Source organism: Coprococcus sp. AF19-8AC, assembly GCF_003603115.1.
GTDB classification, from domain to species: domain Bacteria; phylum Bacillota; class Clostridia; order Lachnospirales; family Lachnospiraceae; genus Coprococcus; species Coprococcus aceti.
Genome location: NZ_QTMI01000007.1, coordinates 1 through 23,619 on the forward strand (window position 1 = coordinate 1; position 23,619 = coordinate 23,619).

General features: G+C 39.6%; 30 protein-coding genes and 4 pseudogenes. 29 read left to right on the plus strand and 5 right to left on the minus strand.

All coding sequences use genetic code 11. The features are described from left to right. Window positions 1-273 precede the first annotated feature (273 nt). The 7 genes and pseudogenes from DWX57_RS13370 to DWX57_RS13405 all read left to right on the plus strand — a co-directional run bounded on the left by DWX57_RS13370 (window position 274) and on the right by DWX57_RS13405 (window position 4,250). Window positions 274-486 (plus strand): helix-turn-helix domain-containing protein, encoded by a 213-nt coding sequence (locus DWX57_RS13370; protein WP_004853489.1) that lies wholly within the window; start codon window positions 274-276, stop codon window positions 484-486. 3 nt (window positions 487-489) lie between these two features. Further along, complete coding sequence (locus tag DWX57_RS13375) at window positions 490-1,770, plus strand: type II toxin-antitoxin system HipA family toxin (RefSeq protein WP_120124696.1); 1,281 nt, start codon at window positions 490-492, stop codon at window positions 1,768-1,770. 187 nt (window positions 1,771-1,957) lie between these two features. Continuing rightward, window positions 1,958-2,461 carry a substrate-binding domain-containing protein gene (locus tag DWX57_RS14480; RefSeq protein ID WP_243106242.1) on the plus strand — a complete coding sequence of 168 codons (504 nt, stop codon included), beginning with the start codon at window positions 1,958-1,960 and terminating at the stop codon, window positions 2,459-2,461. Between the two features lie 82 nt (window positions 2,462-2,543). Further along, complete coding sequence (locus DWX57_RS13390; RefSeq protein ID WP_158579449.1) at window positions 2,544-3,005, plus strand: DUF2716 domain-containing protein; 462 nt, start codon at window positions 2,544-2,546, stop codon at window positions 3,003-3,005. Between the two features lie 4 nt (window positions 3,006-3,009). After that, entirely contained in the window at window positions 3,010-3,114 is a 105-nt protein-coding gene (locus DWX57_RS14835; RefSeq protein WP_117551406.1) for a LysR family transcriptional regulator, read from the plus strand. Beyond that, a pseudogene (locus DWX57_RS13400) lies at window positions 3,096-3,446 on the plus strand (LysR family transcriptional regulator substrate-binding protein); the annotation flags it as partial. The gene DWX57_RS14835 and the pseudogene DWX57_RS13400, both read left to right, overlap by 19 nt. 204 nt (window positions 3,447-3,650) lie before the next feature. Continuing rightward, entirely contained in the window at window positions 3,651-4,250 is a 600-nt protein-coding gene (locus tag DWX57_RS13405) for a YczE/YyaS/YitT family protein (protein ID WP_120124699.1), read from the plus strand. Here DWX57_RS13405 and DWX57_RS14840 read toward each other — a convergent pair. Next, window positions 4,245-4,346 (minus strand): AraC family transcriptional regulator, encoded by a 102-nt coding sequence (locus tag DWX57_RS14840; RefSeq protein WP_118758606.1) that lies wholly within the window; start codon window positions 4,344-4,346, stop codon window positions 4,245-4,247. The two genes, DWX57_RS13405 and DWX57_RS14840, sit on opposite strands and share 6 nt — an antisense overlap. Window positions 4,347-4,549: 203 nt before the next feature. Here DWX57_RS14840 and DWX57_RS13415 point away from each other — a divergent pair, with 203 nt between their 5' ends. The 4 genes and pseudogenes from DWX57_RS13415 to DWX57_RS14750 form a co-directional block, all read left to right on the plus strand. Beyond that, window positions 4,550-4,948, plus strand: a complete 399-nt coding sequence (locus tag DWX57_RS13415; RefSeq protein WP_330426648.1) for a sugar O-acetyltransferase — start codon at window positions 4,550-4,552, stop codon at window positions 4,946-4,948. Between the two features lie 519 nt (window positions 4,949-5,467). Further along, on the plus strand, window positions 5,468-5,701 hold the full coding sequence (locus DWX57_RS13420) for a hypothetical protein (RefSeq protein ID WP_120124701.1): 234 nt from the start codon (window positions 5,468-5,470) through the stop codon (window positions 5,699-5,701). A 54-nt stretch (window positions 5,702-5,755) separates the two neighbouring features. After that, window positions 5,756-5,902, plus strand: a complete 147-nt coding sequence (locus DWX57_RS13425) for a hypothetical protein (RefSeq protein ID WP_243106243.1) — start codon at window positions 5,756-5,758, stop codon at window positions 5,900-5,902. Window positions 5,903-5,915: 13 nt separating this feature from the next. Beyond that, window positions 5,916-6,134, plus strand: a pseudogene (locus DWX57_RS14750) (methylated-DNA--[protein]-cysteine S-methyltransferase); the annotation flags it as partial. Here the strand turns inward: DWX57_RS14750 and DWX57_RS13435 are convergent. Continuing rightward, a complete protein-coding gene (locus tag DWX57_RS13435) occupies window positions 6,101-6,886 on the minus strand; it encodes an alpha/beta hydrolase (protein ID WP_120124704.1) in 786 nt (261 codons plus the stop codon). The pseudogene DWX57_RS14750 and the gene DWX57_RS13435 sit on opposite strands and share 34 nt — an antisense overlap. 502 nt (window positions 6,887-7,388) lie before the next feature. Here DWX57_RS13435 and DWX57_RS14755 point away from each other — a divergent pair. From DWX57_RS14755 to DWX57_RS13485, 8 genes and pseudogenes are all read left to right on the plus strand, one after another. After that, window positions 7,389-7,554, plus strand: a pseudogene (locus DWX57_RS14755) (Fur family transcriptional regulator); the annotation flags it as partial. A 7-nt stretch (window positions 7,555-7,561) separates the two neighbouring features. Beyond that, window positions 7,562-8,104, plus strand: coding sequence for a rubrerythrin (gene rbr / locus DWX57_RS13450; protein WP_120124706.1), 543 nt, complete (start codon window positions 7,562-7,564; stop codon window positions 8,102-8,104). Between the two features lie 27 nt (window positions 8,105-8,131). Next, window positions 8,132-9,076 (plus strand): L-lactate dehydrogenase, encoded by a 945-nt coding sequence (locus DWX57_RS13455; protein WP_021739968.1) that lies wholly within the window; start codon window positions 8,132-8,134, stop codon window positions 9,074-9,076. 27 nt (window positions 9,077-9,103) lie between these two features. After that, window positions 9,104-9,478, plus strand: a complete 375-nt coding sequence (locus tag DWX57_RS13460; protein WP_022216261.1) for a desulfoferrodoxin family protein — start codon at window positions 9,104-9,106, stop codon at window positions 9,476-9,478. A gap of 542 nt (window positions 9,479-10,020) precedes the next feature. Further along, on the plus strand, window positions 10,021-10,266 hold the full coding sequence (locus tag DWX57_RS13470) for a hypothetical protein (RefSeq protein ID WP_008402103.1): 246 nt from the start codon (window positions 10,021-10,023) through the stop codon (window positions 10,264-10,266). 19 nt (window positions 10,267-10,285) lie between these two features. Then, window positions 10,286-10,414, plus strand: a pseudogene (locus tag DWX57_RS13475) (ParA family protein); the annotation flags it as partial. Next, window positions 10,398-10,769: a hypothetical protein gene (locus DWX57_RS13480; RefSeq protein ID WP_243003516.1), complete on the plus strand. Its 372-nt coding sequence runs from the start codon at window positions 10,398-10,400 to the stop codon at window positions 10,767-10,769. The pseudogene DWX57_RS13475 and the gene DWX57_RS13480, both read left to right, overlap by 17 nt. After that, window positions 10,766-11,803, plus strand: a complete 1,038-nt coding sequence (locus DWX57_RS13485) for a DUF6017 domain-containing protein (RefSeq protein WP_120124709.1) — start codon at window positions 10,766-10,768, stop codon at window positions 11,801-11,803. The genes DWX57_RS13480 and DWX57_RS13485 overlap by 4 nt, the downstream gene beginning before the upstream one ends. A gap of 327 nt (window positions 11,804-12,130) precedes the next feature. On the opposite strand, the gene DWX57_RS13490 is transcribed toward DWX57_RS13485, so the two are convergent. Together DWX57_RS13490 and DWX57_RS13495 are read right to left on the minus strand one after the other, a co-directional pair. Then, window positions 12,131-13,426, minus strand: coding sequence for a tyrosine-type recombinase/integrase (locus tag DWX57_RS13490; RefSeq protein ID WP_120124712.1), 1,296 nt, complete (start codon window positions 13,424-13,426; stop codon window positions 12,131-12,133). 160 nt (window positions 13,427-13,586) lie between these two features. After that, entirely contained in the window at window positions 13,587-14,216 is a 630-nt protein-coding gene (locus DWX57_RS13495; RefSeq protein WP_117964065.1) for a helix-turn-helix domain-containing protein, read from the minus strand. A 175-nt stretch (window positions 14,217-14,391) separates the two neighbouring features. Between DWX57_RS13495 and DWX57_RS13500 the strand changes: the two genes are divergently transcribed. The 6 genes from DWX57_RS13500 to DWX57_RS13530 all read left to right on the plus strand — a co-directional run bounded on the left by DWX57_RS13500 (window position 14,392) and on the right by DWX57_RS13530 (window position 19,742). Then, on the plus strand, window positions 14,392-14,622 hold the full coding sequence (locus DWX57_RS13500; protein WP_002578307.1) for a helix-turn-helix domain-containing protein: 231 nt from the start codon (window positions 14,392-14,394) through the stop codon (window positions 14,620-14,622). A gap of 144 nt (window positions 14,623-14,766) precedes the next feature. After that, window positions 14,767-15,081: a relaxasome subunit MobC gene (locus tag DWX57_RS13505; RefSeq protein ID WP_120124734.1), complete on the plus strand. Its 315-nt coding sequence runs from the start codon at window positions 14,767-14,769 to the stop codon at window positions 15,079-15,081. 328 nt (window positions 15,082-15,409) lie between these two features. Then, entirely contained in the window at window positions 15,410-17,131 is a 1,722-nt protein-coding gene (locus tag DWX57_RS13515; RefSeq protein WP_117535163.1) for a MobA/MobL family protein, read from the plus strand. After that, window positions 17,070-17,819, plus strand: a complete 750-nt coding sequence (locus DWX57_RS13520) for a DUF6040 family protein (protein ID WP_009243742.1) — start codon at window positions 17,070-17,072, stop codon at window positions 17,817-17,819. Before DWX57_RS13515 ends, DWX57_RS13520 begins: the two co-directional genes overlap by 62 nt. Before the next feature lie 155 nt (window positions 17,820-17,974). Further along, on the plus strand, window positions 17,975-18,433 hold the full coding sequence (locus DWX57_RS13525; RefSeq protein ID WP_108817235.1) for a MarR family transcriptional regulator: 459 nt from the start codon (window positions 17,975-17,977) through the stop codon (window positions 18,431-18,433). Next, entirely contained in the window at window positions 18,423-19,742 is a 1,320-nt protein-coding gene (locus tag DWX57_RS13530) for an MATE family efflux transporter (protein ID WP_109214827.1), read from the plus strand. The genes DWX57_RS13525 and DWX57_RS13530 overlap by 11 nt, the downstream gene beginning before the upstream one ends. 133 nt (window positions 19,743-19,875) lie before the next feature. On the opposite strand, the gene DWX57_RS13535 is transcribed toward DWX57_RS13530, so the two are convergent. Beyond that, window positions 19,876-20,112, minus strand: a complete 237-nt coding sequence (locus DWX57_RS13535) for a DUF6061 family protein (RefSeq protein ID WP_002578301.1) — start codon at window positions 20,110-20,112, stop codon at window positions 19,876-19,878. A gap of 310 nt (window positions 20,113-20,422) precedes the next feature. Between DWX57_RS13535 and DWX57_RS13540 the strand changes: the two genes are divergently transcribed. From DWX57_RS13540 to DWX57_RS13560, 4 genes are all read left to right on the plus strand, one after another. Beyond that, window positions 20,423-20,716, plus strand: a complete 294-nt coding sequence (locus DWX57_RS13540; RefSeq protein WP_004853536.1) for a hypothetical protein — start codon at window positions 20,423-20,425, stop codon at window positions 20,714-20,716. Window positions 20,717-20,759: 43 nt separating this feature from the next. Next, on the plus strand, window positions 20,760-21,383 hold the full coding sequence (locus tag DWX57_RS13545) for a class I SAM-dependent methyltransferase (RefSeq protein WP_117551380.1): 624 nt from the start codon (window positions 20,760-20,762) through the stop codon (window positions 21,381-21,383). Between the two features lie 258 nt (window positions 21,384-21,641). Then, window positions 21,642-22,421 carry a hypothetical protein gene (locus DWX57_RS13555; RefSeq protein ID WP_117551378.1) on the plus strand — a complete coding sequence of 260 codons (780 nt, stop codon included), beginning with the start codon at window positions 21,642-21,644 and terminating at the stop codon, window positions 22,419-22,421. Window positions 22,422-22,430: 9 nt separating this feature from the next. Next, window positions 22,431-23,600: a type IV secretory system conjugative DNA transfer family protein gene (locus tag DWX57_RS13560; RefSeq protein WP_117551376.1), complete on the plus strand. Its 1,170-nt coding sequence runs from the start codon at window positions 22,431-22,433 to the stop codon at window positions 23,598-23,600. The last annotated feature ends 19 nt before the right edge of the window (window positions 23,601-23,619 follow it).

Below are 23,619 nucleotides of genomic sequence, written 5' to 3' on the forward strand. Positions count from 1 at the left end.
TGATAGGAGTCTCCAAAACTTTTGGTGGGAGTTCGATTCTCTCATCCCCTGCTGATAATAAGCGTCAGAAACCTTGAATTTACAAGGCTTCTGGCGTTTTTATTTATATAAGAAAAGTTGACTTAGCCGTACGGCTTATTGTATAATCAGAACTATACAAAATTAGCCGTACGGCTTATTTGCAAAGCGTATATATATAATTTAACCGTACGGCCATATGATGCGTATGAAGTTATGTGTTGATAATTTGATATAGAAAGACGAGGAATATGTATGAAAATAATAGATTCAAAATCTTTGGGTGAGGCAATCAGAATAAGAAGAAAAGAACTGAAATATACTCAGGCTTATATAGCAGAATTTACAGGATTTAGTGTAAGTTTTATTTCGGATTTGGAAAGAGGTAAGGCTACAGCAGAAATCGGAAAGGCAATTACAATTATCAATTTACTGGGAATGGATATTCTCGTAGAAAAGAGAGGTTAGAATATGAGAAATTTGGGGGTTTGGATAGAGATTGGTGGCTTGCAGACATATGTAGGTCGTATAATTGGAGAAAAAGAAGAAGATGCTAGATTCTCATATGCAGAAGAGTATTTATCTGGTAACATAGCCAGACCGATATCAATTCATTTGCCATTATCTGAAAATACATTTTCCGTTGATGATACAAGGAATTTTTTTGAAGGTTTGTTACCTGAAGGATTTACCAGAAGATGTGTGGCTGGGTTATTGCATACAGACGCAAATAATTATTTGTCATTATTAGCCGGGTTAGGTAATGAGTGTCTGGGAGCAATAAAAATTACAGATGAGAATAACGAAGTAGTAAATGCAGATTATCAGAAATTGACAATTGATGAGGTTAGTCAGTTGGCAAGAGAAGGAGCAATGGAGACTGCGGAGTTAGTCACAAAGTCACATTTGTCACTTACAGGAGCATCTGGAAAGGTTGGGTTATATTATGATGAAAATAATAAAGCTTGGTATTTACCCAAAGGGGCAGCGCCAAGTACACATATAGTAAAGCAGAGTCATGTAAGGCTTGACGGAATAGTTACAAATGAGCAGTTGTGTATGATGACGGCAGGAAATATGGGAATAGAGATTCCTGAAAGTTTTATAGTCAATGTCGGAGATGGCAGAGATGAGGAAGTTTTGCTAGCAACTAAAAGATATGATCGTGCAATAAAGGACGGATTAAAAAAAATCAATGGGTTAAGTGTTCCGTACAGGTTACATCAGGAAGATTTCTCTCAAGCGATGGGAATTTCGGCGCATAACAAATATGAGAGTGATAATGCCGGATATTTAAAAATGATGTTTGAGATCATAAGACAGAAATCGTTCAACCCAATAGCAGATCAATTGAAAATGTGGGATATATGTATATTCAATTACCTAATAGGCAATACAGATAATCATATCAAAAATGTTTCATTGCTTTATGATGAAGAGTTGAAAACAGTACGCTTGGCACCGGCATATGACATATTGAGTACGGTAATATATACAAGCAGTACCAGAGATATGGCATTTAGTATTGGGAATGAGTATGATATTAAAAAGATCACCAGAGATTCATTTAGAAGAGAAGCGGCTAACATTGGACTAGGAGAGCAAATGGCTATGAAGCGGTTTGATTATTTGGCAAATGCTTTTCCAGATGCGTTGAATAAAGCATGTGATGAATTACTGGGCAAAGGATTTAACAAGGCGATTGATATTTATGAGAGAATTAGGGACAAGAGGAGAGAGTTTATTTCATGAGAAATATAAGGTCGATGTCTAATTTAAGGGGTTGATAGATATAAAAATAGACAGTATAGCGGATAATTTTATATGCATGGATAAATAGCGAATAGAAGGGTTTTGTGCAGCCTTTGAGCCGGGAGTTACCATGATATGGGAGATTCCAAAGACGTAAAAAGAGAGAACTCGCTTTTATCAGGACAAATTGCCAGAGCTTTTAGAGAGCAGGGCTACGGCTGTTTTTGCAGTGTCAGATTTTTATGCGCTTGAGTTTATGCGGTTCTTACAGGGAAAGAACATAAAAACTCCAAAGAATATCCAGATCATTGGATTTGATGACAATATGGCAAGCAGAGAAAGTAATCCTGCACTTACGACGATTCATCAGGATGCATCCCTCAGGGCAAAGACTGCTATAGAATGCATTGAGGCAATGCGCGATGGTGCGGTTGTTGTAAACACAGGGCTGAATTATTTATTGATACTTGGAGGAGAAATCATAAGAAGTGGAGGCAACATAAAAATCATCATGATCATTGATGTTGTTGGCACATGGTGTATCGGAATTCCGCTGTGTCTGCTCGCGGCATATGTATTCGAATGGGGAATTATAGGCGTGTACACATTGCTCACTACGGAAGAAATATTCAGATTAGCCGTATCGCTGGCTATTTTTAGAAAGCGCAAATGGATGATCAGTTTGTCATAGCGTGATGCTATGATAAATAACAAAGCGGGTGTAGTATTGCTCTACGGTAAATTCTTATTTTATGTGTGAAGGGGAATATATATTGAGAGTTATATCTAAAGATGAAGCAATCATTTTATGGGATAAATTAAATAGTGAATTTAAGTTTAAGCCGGGAACAGACATAACTGGCGAATGGATTATAATACCAGGCGATACAAAAAAGTATCATAAAGCGACTCCCTGGAGTGAAGAACAAGAGAAGATAATCAATTCAATTTTGAAGGAATTAGGACTGGAAAAAATGTATGCCTTAGACTGGAATCATGATTGTTTTGAATTCTCGCCAATGGAAGATATTTCTATGAATTATAACTATTATGATCCTGATAGACAATGTCAAGTGTATTTTCCAACATATTATCCGGATGGAGATTATTATTTTTTTATTGATAGCACATGGAATTGTGGAATCTTTGGTCATCCCTGGCGAAATGAAATTATAGTAACGGGAAAAGAATTGATTAAAAGGTTTGAAAAAAACAAGGGAAGATTAGGACTTTAATGATATGGAATTAAGACTATTACGCTATTTTCTGACAGTAGCAAAGGAACAGAGCTTTACAAAAGCAGCAGAACAATTGCATATTACCCAGCCAAAAAAGAGTTTATAAAAAAGGAAGATCTCATAGGAAAAACATTGATCCTGCCCGAAAGAGGAAATGTTCAAAGTGAACTCGCCAATTGGTTTGGAAAAGACTTTTCGAAACTGCAGATTGCTTTTACGAGTAATCTTGGAACCAATGCCGGAGTCATGGCAGCAAATGGATTGGGGTATCCGATATCAATCGAAGGTGCTGCAAAGTATTGGAGAGATGACATTCTTGTACAACGAAAAATTTTTCCTGAAATTACGACAAGTACTGTGATTGCCTGGAGACGAAACATTCCATATTCCCTGGCGGTCAGTAAGATGATAGAAGAAATAAATGCTTTTCAGGCATAGGAGAGAATTTAATTGACAAGACTCTTGAATTTGTATCCAGGTGGTAGGGAATGAAATACCAGTTATTGACAAAAAGTTGTAAATGATCTAATATAGCAACAATTAAAAAGCGCTTGTCTAGGCACGTAAGAAGACTATAGATTTTGCTGTTTCTGAACATAACAGTTTTATCTATAGTCTTTTTATTTGGCAACAGGAGGTTGTATGAGTAAAAGAGAGTGGATAAAGAAGATAGCTGTTATAATAATTGGTTCAGTTATTGCCGCATATGGTATAACCCTGGCATTGTATGCCGGATTTGGCGGTGCGACGCTTGCGGTATTATGGCAGGGAATATCCGGTACGTTTCAAGTGAGTATTGGAGCAGCATCGTTCATCGTGGCGGTGATAATGATACTTTTTGTGCTCATATATGACAGATCGCAGATACATATAGGAACGATACTTTACCAGATCGTTTACAGTCTGTGTGTTGATCTGTTTGCGCAAATGCATGTCTACAGCAAATACATATGGCTCAATATGCTGCTCATGTTCGTCGGAATTGTGCTGTTTGCGGTGGGAACAGGACTGTATGCGGCAGCAGACATTGGGCGTGGTTCATATGAGGCCGTGACATTTGCGCTTGCAGAGAAGAATCACTGGCAGGTGAAAAAAGTCAGAATGATACTTGATGCCGCCATGGTTGTGATAGGTGTGATCCTTGGGGGAAAGTTCGGTGTGTGTACGGTTGTTACTGTGATTGTATCGGGGCCGATAATTCAGTTTACTGTTGGGAGAGCAAAGAGAATCATAAAACTATAAATTCTCTTTCCTATATTCATTCGGCGTAATCCCATAGTGCCTGTGAAACAACTCACAGAAATAGCTCGTACCGGAAAATCCACAGGCGTATGCCACTCATGCCAGTGGCTGACACCTCTGTAGTCGGGATAGAGGGATAGCTGTTCCATCCTTATGTAGGCTGGAAATTGCAGAAGCTAAACTTCATGGAACGCTCGGATTTCAACGGCATATCAGAGGTTGTAAAGGAGCTGTTTGGCAAGTCTGATTGAGCTTGTGTCAACCCACCATTTTACTGCGATTACGGTTCACATATAGAAGTGGGCAAGAACTTCTTTGCAAATTACAACTGTACAATCCTTGATGTTGCAAAGGTGACCACAGGTGACAATTGTTTCATGGCGCCAAATGTAGAGATATACACAGCGGGTCATCCGATATATCCTGATGTGCGCAGTGCTCTGTGGGAGTATGGCAAGGAAGTGACCATTGGAGATAACATGTGGATTGGCGGCAGCCCTGGCGTGCATATTGGAAGTAACGCCATAATTGGTGCAGGAAGTGTTGTTACAAAGGATATCCCAGACTGGGCAGTTGCAGCGGAAAATCCATGTAAGGTACTTCGCATGATCACAGAGGATGATAAGAGAAAACTTTTCCGTGATGAGGAGATAGACGATGAAGCCTGGACTGAGATCTGCCAGAAGCTGGGATGGTAATATTTAAAGAAACTATCTTCGTATTGATTTTATAATATAGCGTATAAGTGGATAGAAAACCTTCCTCCACTTATATAAAGCCGGTTCTTTGTGCTTGGACCGGCTTTCTTTGTGTGCAGTTATGATGAAATGGCAAAACTTAATTACAGGTTCATTGAATTTCGCTGGGTGTCAGTGCATAATGAGAACAACGTGGGCTGACACGATTCAATCCGAGGTTACATTACTTGTGACCTATCCTGTTGCGAAAGATACAGGACGCTGGCAGGCAGCGAAAAACTTTGCTCCAATGCCGAACGTAAGGGTCGGTCTCGTTGTTCGGACAACAGAAAAATCAGTCACTAGAGGGTGGGAGTATTACTGAGGAAATACACCATCCTCTTAAATTTGTGCTGTTCATCATACTTAATATAACTTATGAATTTGTCTGATTGAATTTAAAATAATTAGTGCTAAAATGAAGTTGGTTAGGAAAAACTAACTAGATGAGTATACAGACGAAAGGTGGTTATATTTGTGATGAGCATTTTACTGAGTATAGGTCTTGTTGTTTACATAATATTACTTATAATAAGCTGTAAGAATAAGGGTAATAAGAAGATACAGATTGCAACGCAGTTGGTTCAGGGTGCACTATGGACTCTGCTTGCGGTGGACAACTGGCAGAATGGACACTTGATTACACTGATCGTATATGTGGTGATCATTGTACTTTCATTTGCAGGGGCCGTGCATTGGGTTGTTAAGAAGTAGGAGAGACTCAGATTAATATTGATTTGAGGTTGTGTCAGAGGAGATGATGTGGTTATGTCATATGAAGAATATAAAAACATGAATGTTCGTATAGAACTGCTAGAAATTCTGGCTGAGGCAGAAGATGATGTGAGAAATGTCAGGGTTGCCCCTGCATCCGAGACATTGGGCGATTTGAGAAAAATGCTTCAAGAGGGGTGATCTGTTTTAAAAGTCTGCTCAGGCGGTTGGCGGTGCTGTTGGTCACAATCCAATATCAATCGTCATCCCGTGTCACAGAGTAGTTGGTACAAATGGAAGTCTGACCGGTTATGCAGGTGGAATAGACAAGAAGATCAAACTGCTGGAGATAGAGAAAACAGATATGAAAGATTTATTCAGACCTAAGAAAGGAGCAGATCAGTTTATGCCGCACACCCTGCAGACCTCATGAACCCAGCGATCGGCGTCTAGCAGCAGTTCTTCGTGCTGCAGATCAAATTCACAGATATCCGGATCGGCGAAACACTTCCTGTAACGCTCAAGATATTTCTCCCCCATTTTCTTGGCGTAGAATACGTGGATAGTCGTTCCGGGTACGTTTATGTGTTCTCCAACGCTTGTGTACAGGTCGGTGCAGAACTGATTCTTCATGGACTCCTTGGATATGAATGAAAAGTCTATTCCACTTCCTTTGCCCATGATCTCCATGAATTTCTTCATATATTCAGAACTGTCATTTCCTTCGTTCATTTTCTTCTCAAATACTTTTTTAATAAGACCGCTTTCCTTGCCGGTGATAAAAGGATAGAACATAGGCATCATGATGGCTGTCTCAAGCTTTGCCAGCCACTTTGGCGCCTGATCCATGTCGCTGGAACCAATGATCCCATGATCTATATGTATATTCTGACGCCCAATCAGGAGAGAGACAAATGAACCTCCGAGGGAACAGCCGTATGCTGCAAACAGCTTTCCGTCAAGCTTATCCTTGATGTAGTTCTCAACCTTCAGAACTTCGTCAAGCTCTGAAATAAATGTAGAATTCTCCGTATCGTCAAATCCACTATAGCTGACAACCAGAGTATGAAAGTGCTCCTGAAGCCCATCAAGAACGTGTCCAAAGTTGGTTTTCCAATAGCAGCAGGTGCCAGGAAAGAGCATGATGCTCGGTTTATTTTTATCCCCGAATTCGTAAATTTTCATAAAAATATTCTCCCGATTGTTTGTTAATGTGCTAAAATCAAGTGCGTTAGACATACCTAACTAATACAGATACTAGCACTGGCGAAAGCGACTGTCAATGTAAGTTCCTAATTGTCCCATATCTCCGGAATCAATGCCCTTGTCTTGACTTCAATTAAAACATAACGGTGTTTTTATATGTTGTAGAACAGCATATCAATAAATTTTTTAGCATCTCCGACAAAAAAGGGTATTCTTTGCTGACAAAAGCAAATTCACGATCTAATTCAAGAAGAATTTTTGGGGAATTATCCATGATTGCATCTTTCAATTCTTTTTCATCATACCCTTCTCTGAGATTAAGAAAATGCAAAGAGGAAAGTCAGAGAATGAGAATTATTACTATTTTCTTGACAATAAAATAAAAACAGAATATAATCCTTATTAAGAACTGATCCCAATAACAAGTGTCGACAAGCAGGAGAAATGCCATTCAAAAAAATCTTGATATATTGGTAGAGAAAGGTGCGTAAAGTGCAGTGAGATTTTTGCTGCGGATATGGATGAAATTACCGAATTTGCTGGAAAAAATTCGTAACATTCATGGAATTGAATTTTTGGATTATGATATTTCATTTAAAGGAATTTGCCCGAAATGCAGGGAGAAAAATAGTAAAGAAAACGGAGGTAAAAGAGATGGCAGTAAACAAATATGCAGGAACACAGACAGAGAAGAATTTACAGGAGGCATTTGCAGGAGAGTCTCAGGCGAGAAATAAGTATACCTATTTTGCTTCTGTAGCGAAAAAGGAAGGCTATGAGCAGATGTCTGCATTATTTTTAAAGACCGCAGATAATGAGAAAGAACATGCAAAGATGTGGTTCAAGGAATTAGCAGGAATTGGTGATACAAAGAAAAATCTGGCAGCAGCTGCAGAAGGCGAGAATTATGAGTGGACAGATATGTATGAAGGCTTTGCGAAAACAGCCGAAGAAGAAGGTTTCCCTGAGCTTGCAGCAAAATTCAGAGCAGTAGGAGAAATTGAGAAGCATCATGAGGAGAGATATCGTGCACTTCTTAAGAATATTGAAACTGCACAGGTATTTGAAAAGAGTGAAGTTAAGGTATGGGAATGCCGTAACTGCGGACATATCGTGGTAGGAACAAAGGCTCCTGAGATATGTCCGGTATGTAATCATCCACAGAGCTATTTTGAAGTACATGAAGAGAATTATTAAGGAGATGAGATTATTACGAAAAAGCAAGTGATTAATTCAAAAAAAGCAGTAATGATAGGCTGTGGTTTTGTCGGTTCTGCGTCAGTCTTTGCTTTAATGCAGAGTGGCTTGTTTACAGAGATTGTACTTATAGATGCAGATAAGAATAAGGCAGAAGGAGAAGCGATGGATATCAGTCATGGTATTCCATTTGCGAGTCCGATGAAAATATATGCCGGAGATTATGATGATGTGGCTGATGCTGCAATTGTTGTCATATCTGCCGGAGCGGGACAGAAACCGGGAGAGACAAGGCTTGATCTCGTAAATAAAAATGTAGCAATATTTAAGTCAATCATTCCTGAAATAGCAAAGAGAAATTTTGCAGGTATCATGCTTGTAGTTGCGAATCCGGTAGATATCCTGACTCAGGTAGCCATAAAGTTATCAGGACTTCCAGAAAACAGGGTTATTGGATCGGGTACTGTGTTAGATAGTGCCAGATTAAGATATAAGCTTGGTGAGCATTTATCTGTGGACAGCAGGAGTGTTCATGCATTTATAGTAGGTGAGCATGGAGACAGCGAAGTTGTAGCATGGTCATCAGCCAATGTATCTGGTGTTCCATTAAGTGAAATGTGTGAAATGCGTGGACATTACAAGCACAAGGAAAACACGGCAGAAATAGCTACAGCAGTCAAGAACAGTGCTTATGAGATTATAAACAAAAAGCACGCTACATATTATGGAATTGCAATGTCTGTAAAAAGAATCTGCGAAGTGATTATGAGAGATGAAAAATCAATACTTCCTGTATCACACATGATTCATGGAGTATATGATATTGACGGAGTATCGTTAAGTATGCCAGCTATTGTAGGTGCAGATGGTATTGAGTCTGATATACCTATTAATTTAAGTGGCGAGGAAGCGTTAAAGCTTAAGGAATCTGCAGATTCATTGAAAAAGATTATGGAGACAATTGAATTATAAATTTTACACATGGAAGGAGAAAAAGGCATGGAAGTAAAGTATTATATATGTAAGCATTGTGGAAACATTGTTGAAAAGGTAAAGGATAAGGGTGTACCTGTAATTTGTTGCGGAGAACCTATGCAGGAATTAAAAGCCGGAGTGACAGATGCTGCTGTCGAGAAGCATGTACCTGTATATACTATAGAAGGCAGTCATGTTCATGTCGTGGTCGGAGAGACAAAACATCCAATGCTTGAAGAGCATTTCATTGAGTGGATTACATTAAATACAAACCAGGGAATATACAGAAAACAGTTAAATCCAGGGCAGGAGCCGGTAGCAGATTTTTGCCTTTGCGATGGTGAACAGGTAGAAGAAGTATATGCATATTGTAACCTGCATGGATTATGGAAATGCTAAAATATCAGTAAGCTATCAAATTTATTAGTAACTCATAAATTTGCTGATATCTTACCAGATGGGAGCAGATATAATATCATGGGTGCATCAAAAACAAAGGAGATGTGCTTATGCTTACAGAATCAGTGATAAAATTATTAAAAAATGAAATGTGGGATCTTGCCACATGCTCAGATGGTTAGCCGAATGTTGTGCCTGTTGCATTCAAGGATGTGACAGAGTATGGCAAGCTTGTGGTTGGTGATGTGTTCCTTGAGACAACTCTTGTGGAGACTATAATAGGGCTACGTCGTACAGATTCGTGAAAATCCTTGAATTTACGCACTTTTGCAGCTTTTTCAATTTCGGCAGAACCGATGTGAAAAGGCATAAAAAGCAGATAGTGGACAGAATTCATGTCGTTGTCGGCTATAGAGTCGACACGAGGGACACAATATTCTTTGATGAATAAAAGTGAATAAAATAGCCAATTTGGCAGGGATATTTAATTACAAATATTGAATATCCCTGCCTTTTATTTTTCTATTCAAGGAGGTGTCTATATGTTAAAGATAAGGCTTCAAGGGACAAAAAATGACATACGTTGGTTTGTACGTTTACTTCAGAGAGATAAGCGATTTGACGTGAATAATGTTTCAACTTTTTTCGATAATGTTGGAACAGATAAATATAAACGTGTGTATGCAGAAGTATCAAGAAAGAAAAAGGATTCTGGTAAGAAACCAAGTAACGTTATGCAGGTAGAAGAAAAATGTCACTATGTAGGAAGTGGCATGGTGATTCGATAGGGAATGGAGGTACAACGGTATGTGTAAAGTAATAGCAATCGTGAATCAAAAAGGTGGAGTAGCAAAGACTACGACAACAGTGAACTTAGATGTAGGTTTGGTAAGAGAAGGCAAGAAGGTACTACTTATAGATGCGGATAGTCAGGGATGAACTGCTTGACTTTGTTGACAGGAAAAAGATTGGTTTTATTCAGGGTGTTGATCTTTCGTATCTGAACGAGGAGCAGCAGCAGTGGGTACTCGATATAATACTCGACAGGAATATATTCCCTAATATAGAGCAGTCGGCAAGACTAAAGGCATCCTGCCGGGAAAATATGCTTACACAGGAAGAAGTGAGGAACATCATGCTTCCGGAACAGGTGTTAGCAAAGCCGAGAAAGGTAACGTTCAAGGCAGACAGATTGGATGACTACTTTGATGAAGGATATACGGAAGAAAAGATTACAGAGGTTATAATAAACCTCTTAGATGAATGGAAGAAAAGAGGTGAGAGGGCATGACTAATATTGTAAATACCGGTAATGCGTCGGTGGATGCGCTGGCAGAGATGAGCATTAGTGGCAATGTTACACCGGTAAATTGGTATAAAACAATTTTGCGTGAAAATGGCAAGCCATACCTTCTCGCTATCTGTGTGTTGTCGGAAATCGTGTATTGGTATCGTCCTGTGGAAGTACGGGACGAGCATAGCGGCATGACAATTGGTTACAGAAAAAAGTTTCGAGAGGATTTGCTACAGAAAACCTACAATGATTTTGCCGAGCAGTTTGGAGAATCACGGAGAAGTGTGAAGGCAGCGTTTGACAGACTAGAGGAAATCGGTGTGATCCGTCGTGAATTCCGTAACATAGAAACAAATAGCGGAATGGTTTTAAATAATGTCATGTATATTGATCTATGCGTTGATAGACTTTACACATGTACATATCTGGACATACCAGGAGATGACGAAGATGTAGAAAACACAGGGGAAGAAATACAAAAACAGGCTGAAAACCAAGCAAATAAGCCTGTTACAAAATTTTGTACCTCCTCATACAAAACTTTGTATGACCCTCCTACAAAATTTTGTAAGACAAATACAGAGAATACTACAGAGAATACTACAGAGAATACGGAGGAGATTACCTATCCTATCATTCCATCAGGCACAGGCGTGAAAACTGATACGATGGATAGGATGGATGAAGTGCGCTCATTTATCAAAGACAATATTGATTATGACGTATTGCTTCAGTGCCATCCTACAGAGAAGATGGACATAAACGAATTGGTGGAGCTGATGGTTGAGACCATAGCGGTTAAACAGCCAGTAATCCGTATCAATAAATATGATTTCCCATATGATGTTGTTCGGAGCAGATTGGAGAAGATAGATTTTCATACGATGGAGTATGTGCTGGAATGCCTGCGGAATAATACTACAAAGGTACGCAACATACGAAGCTATATGCTCACGACACTGTATAATGCTCCTGTAACATGTAGTAATTACTATAAAGCAGAAGTAAACCATGACTTCTATGGTAAGTAACGATTCATAGCTGCTGGAAACAGCAGTTGACTATATATTTTTCACCTTCCCTTCCTTTTGAGGGGCAGGAGGGCACACCTGCCTCTCGTTTTAAGGGGATTGCTGCAAGTATGATTCTTTGATATAATCAATGCTACAGTTTTACAAATCGGAATTTGTGGAGAGATTTCCTGAACTTTCCTTATTTTACAGGCTTTTCAGCCCATTAAATAGTGAAATGATATGTATTTTCCCTTATTTTTGCCCTTATGCGGAATCCGCAAGGGAAATAAGGGGAATTTTTGTTGCATTGCATATCAATAATTGGTTCAGTGAACCAATTTTGATTTAAGCATTGCTCGCTACTTTATCAAGAAGTCTTGCGGAATCCCGTTTTGCTTTTCTTGTTGAGTGAGCGTAAATATTCATTGTGGTACTGACATCAGAGTGTCCTAACAGTTCCTGTACATCTTTCGGTGCAGCCCCATTGGAAAGCAGATTGCTGGTGTAGGTGTGACGTAACTGGTGGAAATGGAAATCTTCAAATCCTTCCAGTTTCTTTGACATTGATCTGCATACAATGCCGAGTGTACTCGGCAGTTCCAGGGAGCCATCCGGTCGCAGGCAGACAAAGGAGATTTCTTTGTAATCTGCCGGGACTTCCTGTGTACCGTCAAGATGATAGTATTCATAATAGACCCTGTTTTTCACATGCACTTCTTTGTAGTAATTGCGGTGATAGAGTTCGCCATACTGCATCCGGTTTTTGAGCTGCTCTTTTCTGGTAGCTTTCAGTATTTCAGTCAGAGTATCTCCAAAATCAACAATTCTTACTTTTTTCCGTTTCGTTGGTCCAATAATGTTTTTGTGTTTCATGCCGTCGTAGCGGATACTGCGTTTTATGGTCAGGCATTGTTCTTCAAGGTTAATGTCCTGCCATGTAAGACCACAGGTTTCCCCGATACGGAGTCCAGCATAATACGCAATCTGAATCGGCAGAATGGCAGGTGGGTTTTTCTTTTCCAGATACTTGATAAGTCGCTCATAATCCTCGTGTGAAATCGGCTGTGTGCTTTCTTCCACTTCATCATCGGAAAAGAGGTCAACTTCCTCTGCCTGTCGTTTCAGCTTGATATATTGCATCGGATTGAAACTGATTAACTGTTTTGGAAATACTGCAAAACGGAATGACTGCTGTAACACTGCGGAAAAAGAATGGATATAATCTTTGCTGTATCCTTTTCTTACTTTCCCATCTGGAAACTCACCACCAAATGTAAGCAGGTCGAGGAAACCCTGTAAATGTTCGGCAGTAACTGTTTTCAGCTTTCGGTCTGCAATCGGGTGTTTCTTGATACATCGGATTGCACCAAGATAATTTTCCACTGTACCGTTGCTGAGTGTCCCAGTTTTCAGTTCTTCTTCTGCCCACATGTCCAGAAGTTCCCCTACGGTAAGATTATCTGCCTTTGCAACAAACTTCTTATCTTCGTAGTCTTCCAGTGCCTTGCGGAGAAGCTTTTCCGTCTCACTTTTACTTTCGGTTCCGGCATATTCTTTCTGAACCATTTTTCCGCTTGCGTCCTCTACATAGAAGCGATAGTACCATTTCTTTCCTTTTTTTCTAACAGATCCTTTTGCCATAATCGTATGTCTCCTTTCGATATCAGACAATCGGAACTGTTGAAATGCTTCTTGCGTGTAGGCATCTTATGGACAAGTCCATAAGCCAATTCGCCGCTCGTCAAATCTGTAAACAGCCTGATTCGCTTGTGCTCATTGTATCACAACTCCGGTTGCCTTACTATACCGATTCAGAATCGTCATACATAACTTCGGATAAAAGATTTGCAAGCCTTTGTTCTGCCGCTTCCGGTTTCTTTGAATAGAGCCTTACAACATCTGCCATATCGTTAAATGCGTTGACAGTATGTGTGATCTCCCTGAGAAACATAATCTCATTATATTCATCTTTCGATTCAAATCCCATTACTTTAGCAATGTCCGCATCTTTAGTACTGCCTTTGTAATTTTTACAGGCGAACTGAAACGAATCCAGAAACAGTTCATATTGCTTTAACATTAACAGCAGTAAGTCTTTAGAAAAAGCGTCTTCTGTTTTATTAAGATCAAGAGGTAACTGTTTAAGAATATCGCCCATCACATCACGAATCTGCAATTCTTTCTTATCCGTAATATCAGTTTCATATTCATCGGTTTCCCCTTTGAGCCATTCAATCGATACATGAAGTGCTTCCGAAAGACCTTCCAGTACCATCTTTTTGGTATTGTCAATCGAACCATTCTCATAACGCAGGATTGTGGAAGCGGTAACTCCCATCTTCTCTGCGACATAAGGCTGTGTCAGATTTAATTCCAGACGGCGCTGTTTTGCCCTGCTGCCGATCAGCTTGCGTAGTTCTTTATCTTTCATGCTGATGTGCCTCCTTTTTCGGTATGTCATTACTATACCACGCAACAAAATATATTGCAATATGCAATTTTGGGAAAAGCAGCAAAATTTCATAATGCTTGACAAAGCAATATAAACACGCTATACTGACAGCACAAATGAAATTGCATAATGCAATTCGAAAGGAGGTGGTCATATGACGCAAAGAAAGATTGCCTTATCTATTGAGGAAGCTGCTGATTATACGGGAATTGGCAGGAACACCCTGCGAAAGTTGGTAGAGTGGAAGAAACTTCCGGTATTGAAGGTTGGGAGAAAAGTCCTGATCAAAACGGATATGCTGGAACTTTTTATGGAAGCCAACGAGGGCAGGGACTTGAGGGATAAGGGAAATGTGAAAGCAGTCACAAGAAACGGTTCAACTTAAAAAAGCGGTTCCCGAAGAAACCGCCAAAGGTTCTATCAGACCGGAGTCATGATATACCTACACGCAAGCAGATTATACCATGTACTTCGTCTGACAGACAACAGGAAACTTATGTTTGGAAAAAAAGAAAGGACGATGATATTTATGGCAAGATCAACAAAGAGTTATGAGGCGCGTATGCTCCAGTTGGAAAAGAAAGAACAGGAAAGCCTTGAGAAAGCAAAACAGTATGCAGCACAGAAACGGGAACTGAAGAAACGTCAGAAAGATGTGGAAACCAAAAAACGGACACACAGGCTCTGCCAGATTGGCGGTGCAGTGGAATCGGTACTGGGTTCTGCGATTGAGGAAGATGATATCCCAAAGCTGATCGGCTTCTTAAAAAGGCAGGAAGCAAATGGGAAATTCTTCTCAAAGGCAATGCAGAAAGAGCCAGTTGCAAATACGGAGGAAGTGTAATGCCGGAGGGAGTGGAGTTTCCATTCCCTTCATTGCTTTTTTATGAAGGGCGCACTTATGGACAACCAGAGGTCGTCCGTATAAGTTTGCCACAGGTGGCAACCGGTCTGCGCTTACGCTTGCCGGGCTCGTTCCGTCGGCGGGGCTTTCAGCCAGACCTGCTCATGCCGCAGGAGGCACTCTTCGCCAGAGGGGCACATTCCATGCAGGCTGTTATGCACAGGGCACTCTTACGCAGAGGGTGCTCCGGCAGATACCATTTTCTTTTAGGAAAAACGTTACCTGCCGGAAATCAAAGCCGGATACGGCAGAATGGGGGAAACGGAGCATGGCGATTTTTCATTATACAGTAAAGATTGTTGGACGCAGCAAAGGAAAATCCATCATATCGGCGTCTGCTTATCTCAATGGCGATGTGATGAAAAATGAAGAAACAGGCAGGATCAGCTACTATACTTCAAAAAAAGAAGTCGTTTATACCAGCCTGCTGATGTGTGAAAATGCACCACAGGAATGGCAGAATGTACCTGCTGAAAATATCAGACGGTTCCAGAAATCTGTCCGATATAAAAGGGCAGATAACCAAAATGCTGCACTGGAAAAATTCAAACTTACTTTTCAGAAGCAGCGTTTATGGAATGAAGTCTTGAGGATAGAAAAAAGTTCAGATGCACAACTCGGCAGGTCATTTGAGTTCTCACTTCCGAAAGAATGGAGCCGACAGGAACAGATTGATTATACAACTGAATATATTCAAAAGACCTTTGTAGATAAGGGAATGTGTGCGGATTGGAGTATCCACGATAAAGGAGATGGTAATCCCCATGTGCATTTACTGGTGACGATGCGACCATTCAATTCAGACCACTCATGGGGTAACAAAGAAATCAAGGATTGGGAGTTTGTCAGAGATGAAAATGGAAATATTGTGGTGGATGAATCCCATCCGGACTGGTGGCAGGATAAAAAGAACCCTGACCGTCATGGAATCCGAATCCCCGTACTTGATGAAAATGGAGTCCAGAAAGTCGGGACAAGGAACCGCAAACAGTGGAAACGTGTATTAACCGATGCTACCGGGTGGAACAATCCGAAAAATTGTGAGCTATGGCGGAGCGAATGGGCAAACGTCTGTAATGCACATTTGAAAACGGAAAATCACATTGACCACCGTTCTTATGCAAGGCAGGGAAAATTAGAGATACCGACGATCCATGAGGGCGCAGATGCCAGAAAAATTGACGAGAAATTTCAAAACGGACAGACATCCTCTACTTCATGGAAAGTAGAGGAAAACCAGATCATAAAAAGACAAAATGCACTGCTGGATAAAATACAGATTTCTTTTGGAAAAGTATCCAGTGCATTAACACAATGGAAGGAGCGATTGCGTGACATTAGAAGAAAGCCGGGAAGTCATTCCCATGATGGAGACAATGATAAACCAGATCGAGGAACAGCAGAATCTTATGGCAGAGATGGTACAGGAATTGCAGGAACGGGACAGGCAGCTCCTGTCTTTTCAGGAGCAGAACCAGAGTTTAAAAAGCTTAAACAGCGAATTATCCAGGCTGCTAAATCTTTTGCCAGATACAGAAGAACTGCTCTCACAGATCGAGCAACAGAAAACCAGAATCGAACAGTTGGAAAACGAGAATCAGCAATGGCAGGAATTAACGCAGAAGCTGAACAACGAGAACAGCTTATTGCAGAAACAGAACAGCGAATTGCTGACCTTAAACAGCAGATAGAGAAAGCGAGGGAGATCGATGAGCGAATGCAGAAACTTAGAGAACGTCGGGCAGGTGGAAGAACTTCTGCTGATGACCGAACAGATGCAGGACGAACTGGATCAGAAAGACCAGACAATCCAGGAACTAAACAGGCAGCTAAGCGAATCGCTGACCTTGAACGAGAAATTGAACAGCGAAAACAGAGCCGAGAATATCGAAGCATTGCGGACAAGATTAAGGCAAACAGAGGAACGATTGACCAGCGAGACAGACAGCAGGAAAAGAGCCGACGCAGAAGCCGTGGCATGGAAATTTAAGTATGAAAAAGCAGAGCAGGAAAAACTTTATGCACAGACACACCAAAAGACGGTAGAGGTAGCTGTTGAGAAAAAAGTGCCTTATGAGAAATGTGAAAAATGTGACCGTACTGCTTACCGGAAAGCAAAAGAAAAATGCGATAGCCGTAAAAGCCAGTTAGAAAAGAAATATAAAAATATGACGATTGGTTATGAAAGTATCTTGTTTCTACTGGCATGGTACAGCATAACAACAACACTGTTTACTGCGATTCTTTCGCCGGTTTTCCTTAACGACTGTATCGTCTTTTTCGGTGCGTTAGGAAAAGGAATGGGAAGTTTATTTCGGGAGTTTGTGACAGGTGCAGACTCTTTCGGACAGTTAAGCAGTGGAATACCTAACAGTATTCTTTCCGGGATTGTGTACTGGCTGATTGCCGGTACTGTCATGGCAATTTTATTCGTAATAACCGGGTGGCTGATAATCGGGATTGGTTATCAGGTAGGAAAAATCTACCGGAAATATTGTTGGGATATCATCAGTATCGTGGTAGCGATAACGAGTACAGCTGTTGTAATTTACTTTGGAGAATGGATTAAAAACGCTAATCCGATAAATCTTATTGTATTGCTATTACTGTCGCATATTATTTATATTGGAATCAGATGTTATGTGAAAGACTGGATGGAAGAACGAGGATATTATTAAAAGAGGACAGGGAAATTTCATAATCTTCCTGTCCTTAGTAAGGGACTATTGATTGTTTATATAAAGAAAAAGTATATAAATAAATCTTGACAATTAGTACGAACTCGGACTATAATATAAAAGTCTGGATTCGTACTAATTTAAGGAGGAAAAAGATGAGAAAAGATAATAATATGATAATACAGTTGCAACGATATTATGCTTTATGGAAAGAATGTACAGCAATGTATGAGGAATGGTCAAAGGATCAGGGACTGTCTTCAAATGGAGTTTTTGCTTTGTATTCATTTTATGAAAGTAATGGAAGATGCACGCAGAAAATGATAAGTGAAAAATGGAATATACCTAAGCAAACGGTAAATACGATACTAAAAGATTTTCAGAAAAAAGGATACATCAATATGGTATCTGATGATTCAGACAAGAGAAATAAGCTGATATGCCTCACAGAATCAGGAATGGAATATACGAAAGATATCATAGAAAAACTGCACTCAAAAGAAATATATGTAATCGAAAAAATGGGATTAGAGAATATAGAAAGTCTTAATGATAATACAGAGTTGTTTATCAGACTTTTCAAGGAAGGAGATTGTAAGAAAAATGAATCATAAATCATTATTTTTTAAATATGTTATTCCATCTATTATAGCATTTGCATTATCAGGAATATATGCGATAGTGGATGGATATTTTGTAGGCAATACCATAGGAGATGCTGGACTTTCGGCTATTAATATTGCATATCCGATTGTGGCTTTGATTCAGGCTCTTGGAACAGGAATTGGTATGGGAGGAGCTGTTTATTACTCAATTAATGCAGCAGAAAAGAAAGGAAAACGGGCAGAAGAATTTATTGCTACAAGCTGGTGGCTTCTTGTAATAGTAAGTGTTATCAGTACCATAATTATTTACTCCTTTTCGTCTAAAATTTTAGGATTGCTTGGAGCAGATGGAATTATATTAACAAATGCGACAGATTATATCAAAATTATAGCACTTGGAGCAATATTGCAGATTCTTGGAACTGGAATGATGCCATTCATTAGAAATTATGGAAACTCTTTCTGGTCAATGTTTGCGATGGTTGGTGGATTCATAACCAATATTGTTCTGGATTTTATCTTTGTATGGATATATGAAATGGGCATGAAAGGTGCAGCCACAGCTACAATAGCCGGACAGGGTGTGACTGCAGCAATTGCAATCATATACGCATTATATAATAAAAAGTTTTATGTGTATGTATCCTTAAAAAATGTAAAAGAAATGTGTGGCGCTATATTCAGAGTAGGTCTTGCACCATTTGGGCTAGCATTGACTCCTAATATTTCATTGGTGTTTATAAACCGATTCTCCGCTTCTTATGGGGGAGAAAAAGCTATTGCAACTTATGCATGTGTATCCTATATTATCTGTATCATATATCTCATATTGCAGGGCGTAGGTGATGGAAGTCAACCTTTAATGAGCCGTTTTTATGGTGAGAAGGATCAAGAAAGCCTGAGAGGAGTTCAGAGAATGGCATACATTTTTGCAATAATTCTTGCTGTTTGTGGTGGAATTATCATGTATGTAAACAGAGCAAATATTGGAGGGGTTTTCGGAGCTTCTTATGAAGTAAGTATTGAGATTTCTAAAATTGTACCTATATTTTTAGTGTCATTACCATTTGTTGCGATTACCAGAATAGCGACAGCTGGATTTTATGCTACTGAAAAAAGTGGATTGTCATACATTCTTACATTCATTGAACCAGTATTGATGCTGATATTTATGCTTGTTTTACCACCTTTATTTGGTGGACAGATTATGATATGGTGGAGTACGGTATTGGCACGTGTTTTTTCAGCGATTCTGGCATTCATACTAATAAAATATTGCGAAAAGGGAGATTTGCAATATGGAATACAGAAAATTTAACAATCAGATAGTAGCAAGAATAATCTAGGTTTATCTATTGTATTTTTAAGGACAGCCTCATAGCAATAGGGCTGTCCTTTTAAAATTATGAAGCTAATTTTTAATAAATTCTAGTAGATTTTGATTGGAATAATCATAACTCTAATGAATCTTCAGCATCTACCCACATCTGTAAATTCCCATCAAGATATAACCTTGCATATTCTAATGGCTCATCGATTGCAAGCGATGTCAAAGCACAATCAGATCCAGGTGTGGTTCTTAAATTTTTTTCTGCTTCCCAACAATCAATACGGAGTATATAGCCCGTATTAGTATATACATCAATGCTGTTGCACTGTGGATTGTATTCTGCAAATATTGTTCTCATCGTATCCCATCTCCTTATCATTTAATCAATCAGTAGTAGCAAAAATTAAGAAGCATTTCAATCAGTTCACCATGTCACTTTTATTTTGTGTTATACTGTCTTATAGATTTTTCTTGCCCTTGTATTTGCCCTTATCAGAGTGCATAAACACTGATGGGACGATATAACACAAGGGAAATAATAAGGGAAAGCTCACCTGCGACAAATCCAGTGTTTTCAAGGGGTTGCGAAGAATTTAATAATAAAATATAACAGTTATTAAATTTCTTAAAACAGGTGAAATCTCAATCGGAATTTGGAGGGGAATAACATGAATAGATTTGGTGTAAAGCTAATTCTTTCAATCGTTTCTTTTTTGGCAGTCAATATCTGGCTTATAGGTAAGGGTGTAGCAAAGGGCGCTGCTGACTTTTTCATATCTGCAACGGTTGAGGAAACAATACTATTTATCATTTTACAGCTATTAGTTGTACTGATATATTTTATATATCCTCTTACGGTAAAAAAATATAAAATCATTTACTGGTCTGTATCTGAAGCCTTAGTCATTATTACAGTTCTCTTTTGGGGAATATTTATTGTCGGTCCGATTTGGTTAAAATAAGCAAATTTGAAGTTGTATTATTGAATAAAATGGAGATTTTGATATGAAAGACAAGGCAAACAAGGGTTATTGGCAACGACTTGCAAAAATATATGCACCTTTGATGGAGTCAGATAAGAAGTTTTATAATGCAATCTGCGGATATATTAGAGATTATCTCAAATCTGATATGAATGTATTAGAATTAGCTTGTGGAACAGGGCAGCTATCTTTCCCATTGTCCGATTGTACTAATAGCTGGACGGCAACCGATTTTTCGGAAAATATGATTAAGCAAGCGAAAAAGAGAGGTACAACAGAAAAACTTAGTTTTTGCGTAGCCGATGCAACGGCACTTTCATATGAGAATGAAAATTTTGATTGTGTAGTAATTTCAAATGCACTGCACATTATGCCAGAGCCTGAAAAAGCAATGCAGGAAATTCGTAGAGTATTAAAAAAAGATGGTATTTTGTACGCACCAACCTTCTTATGGGCAGAGAAAAAATCAAGTGGTTTACGAAAGCGATTGATGTCTATTACAGGATTTAAAGCATACAAAGAATGGAACAAGGAAAATTTTTGTGAGTTTATTACGAATTATGGCTTTACAGTCGTCAAAGTGAATTTGGTGGATGGCGGTTTAGCTCCTGTTGGAGTTTTGATTGCGAAAAAAACTAATTATTAAATTTCAGTTTGTAGGGAACAACAGCTAAGACAATTTTATAATAAAACAGCGTCAGAGCATTTATGTGTAAAAAGCATAAATGCTCTTTTTTTGTCCTTTCGAGGACAAAAAAGGAAAGCAGCTTTTGGACAAATTGTCCAGAAGCTCAAATTGAAAAGAAGGAGGATAACAAATGTACAACAAAAATGGTATTCGATGGGTAAGACCACCCACACACGACAGGAAGCACAGAGAAAATAATATCGGGAGGACAGAACAATGGTCGATGAATTGACGCAGGAGTCGTTCCAGACAGGAAAGGCGATTGTGACTGTCAGCGTAGATCTGATTACTGCCATTGCGGATGCGTGTAAGCGGTCTGAACAGCAGAATCCGGGTATGAGTGAGGAACAGAAGGAGACATTGCTCGGCAAGGTTGTCGATAAGGTAATGTCGAATTATAAGGAAACTCATGGCTCATTAAAGGGATTTAACAGAGAGGGCAAGGATGTCACGCATATTGATGTGAATGATGAGCGAACAGCGGAACTTTTGGAGAAAGCCTGTAAGAAAAGTCATATTCCAATGGATATGAAAGAGGTAACGAGAGCAGATGGTTCTATCACGCACACTGCATTCTGTGAAGTGAAAAGCATAGATCAGGTGGCAGCATTACTGAAGATGGCTTCCGAACAGGTACTTGAGGAGCAGAAGGAAATGACTAAGACACTTGTGCTTTACGATGATAAGGGCAAGGAGGTTATGTCGGCTGACTTTGTAAATAATGGTGAGATAAATATAGACGATGTGGAAACACTGTCAAAATTCTCTACGAGATTTGAGATCAAGGATCACAAGAATGAAGTCCTGGAATCTGGAAGTATCACACCAAATGCAAAGGAGGAAATCAAGGAAGCGGCGAGAAAGCATAATCCGAAGAAGGATAAGTCGCTTACGGAGCGAATCAAGGACAAGAAGGAGCAGTCACAGAAGAAACAGAAAGACAAGAACCGGCAGCGTGAGAAAACGAAGAAAAAGAGCCGGGATACAAGTTTGTAGGTGGTGCTTATGGGGAAAAAGAATATCGGCGGTGCCGTACTTGATGACCTGAAGGCATTACCTAAGAAGATACTGAAACCGTATTACAAGAATGGAAAGCTGAATGCGAACAAGGTAGCGATTGATGGAATCCCGTTTGTAATCATATTTTATGTGATAAATAAGTATGTACAGGCGGTGGTATCAGCAGATGGCGGCGATATGCTGGATAAGTGTGTCAAAGCATTTTCGCTGATATTCCAGGTCAAACCATATTTTGCACCTTCATTTAAGCTTACACCGCTTATCTGTGGTATCGGAGCAGGTGTGGCATTCAAGCTTTTCATGAACTCCAGAAAGAAGAATGCCAAGCAGTTCCGTCCAAGAGAGGAATATGGCTCTGCGAAGTGGGGGACGGATAAGGATTTTGAACCATATACAGACCCGGTTAAGTGGAACAACATTCCGCTGACTGCGACAGAATGGCTCAGAATGACGAGACCGGAACACCCAAAGTACGACAGAAACAAAAATATCCTGATTGTCGGAGGTTCCGGAGCAGGAAAAACAAGAGGATTTGTGAAACCGTCACTTATGCAGATGCAGTGTTCGTATGTAGTGACTGATCCCAAGGGAACTGTACTTGAAGAAGTGGGTACCATGCTTGCAAGAGGGGCATGGGAGCTTGACGACAAGGGTAACAAAGTACCGAAGGTCGGCAAGAACGGACAGGTCTTAAAGACCAAATCCGGCAAGGTGATCTATAAGAGGACACCATATAAGATAAAGGTATTCAACACAATCAATTTCGCAAAGTCCATGCACTATAACCCATTTGCATATATTCATACGGAGCAGGATGTGCTCAAATTTGTGAATACGCTGATTGCAAATACAAAGGGGGAGGGCGCACAGAGCGGAGAAGATTTCTGGGTGAAAGCCGAGAGGTTACTGTTCACAGCGTATGTGGCGTACATTGTGAAATACTGTAAGAAGAGTGAGAGAAATTTTGTCTCACTTTTAGCCATGATAGATGCGTCGGAGACAAGAGAAGAGGATGAGGACTTTGAGAATGCCATTGACCTTATGTTCAAAGACATAGAATTTGGTAATGATGAAGAGGGCATAGAAGCTGATCCGGATTCTTTTGCAGTACGACAGTATCATAAATATAAACTTGCGGCAGGTGTAATAAGATGAAAGAGACTTTTTAGTACCT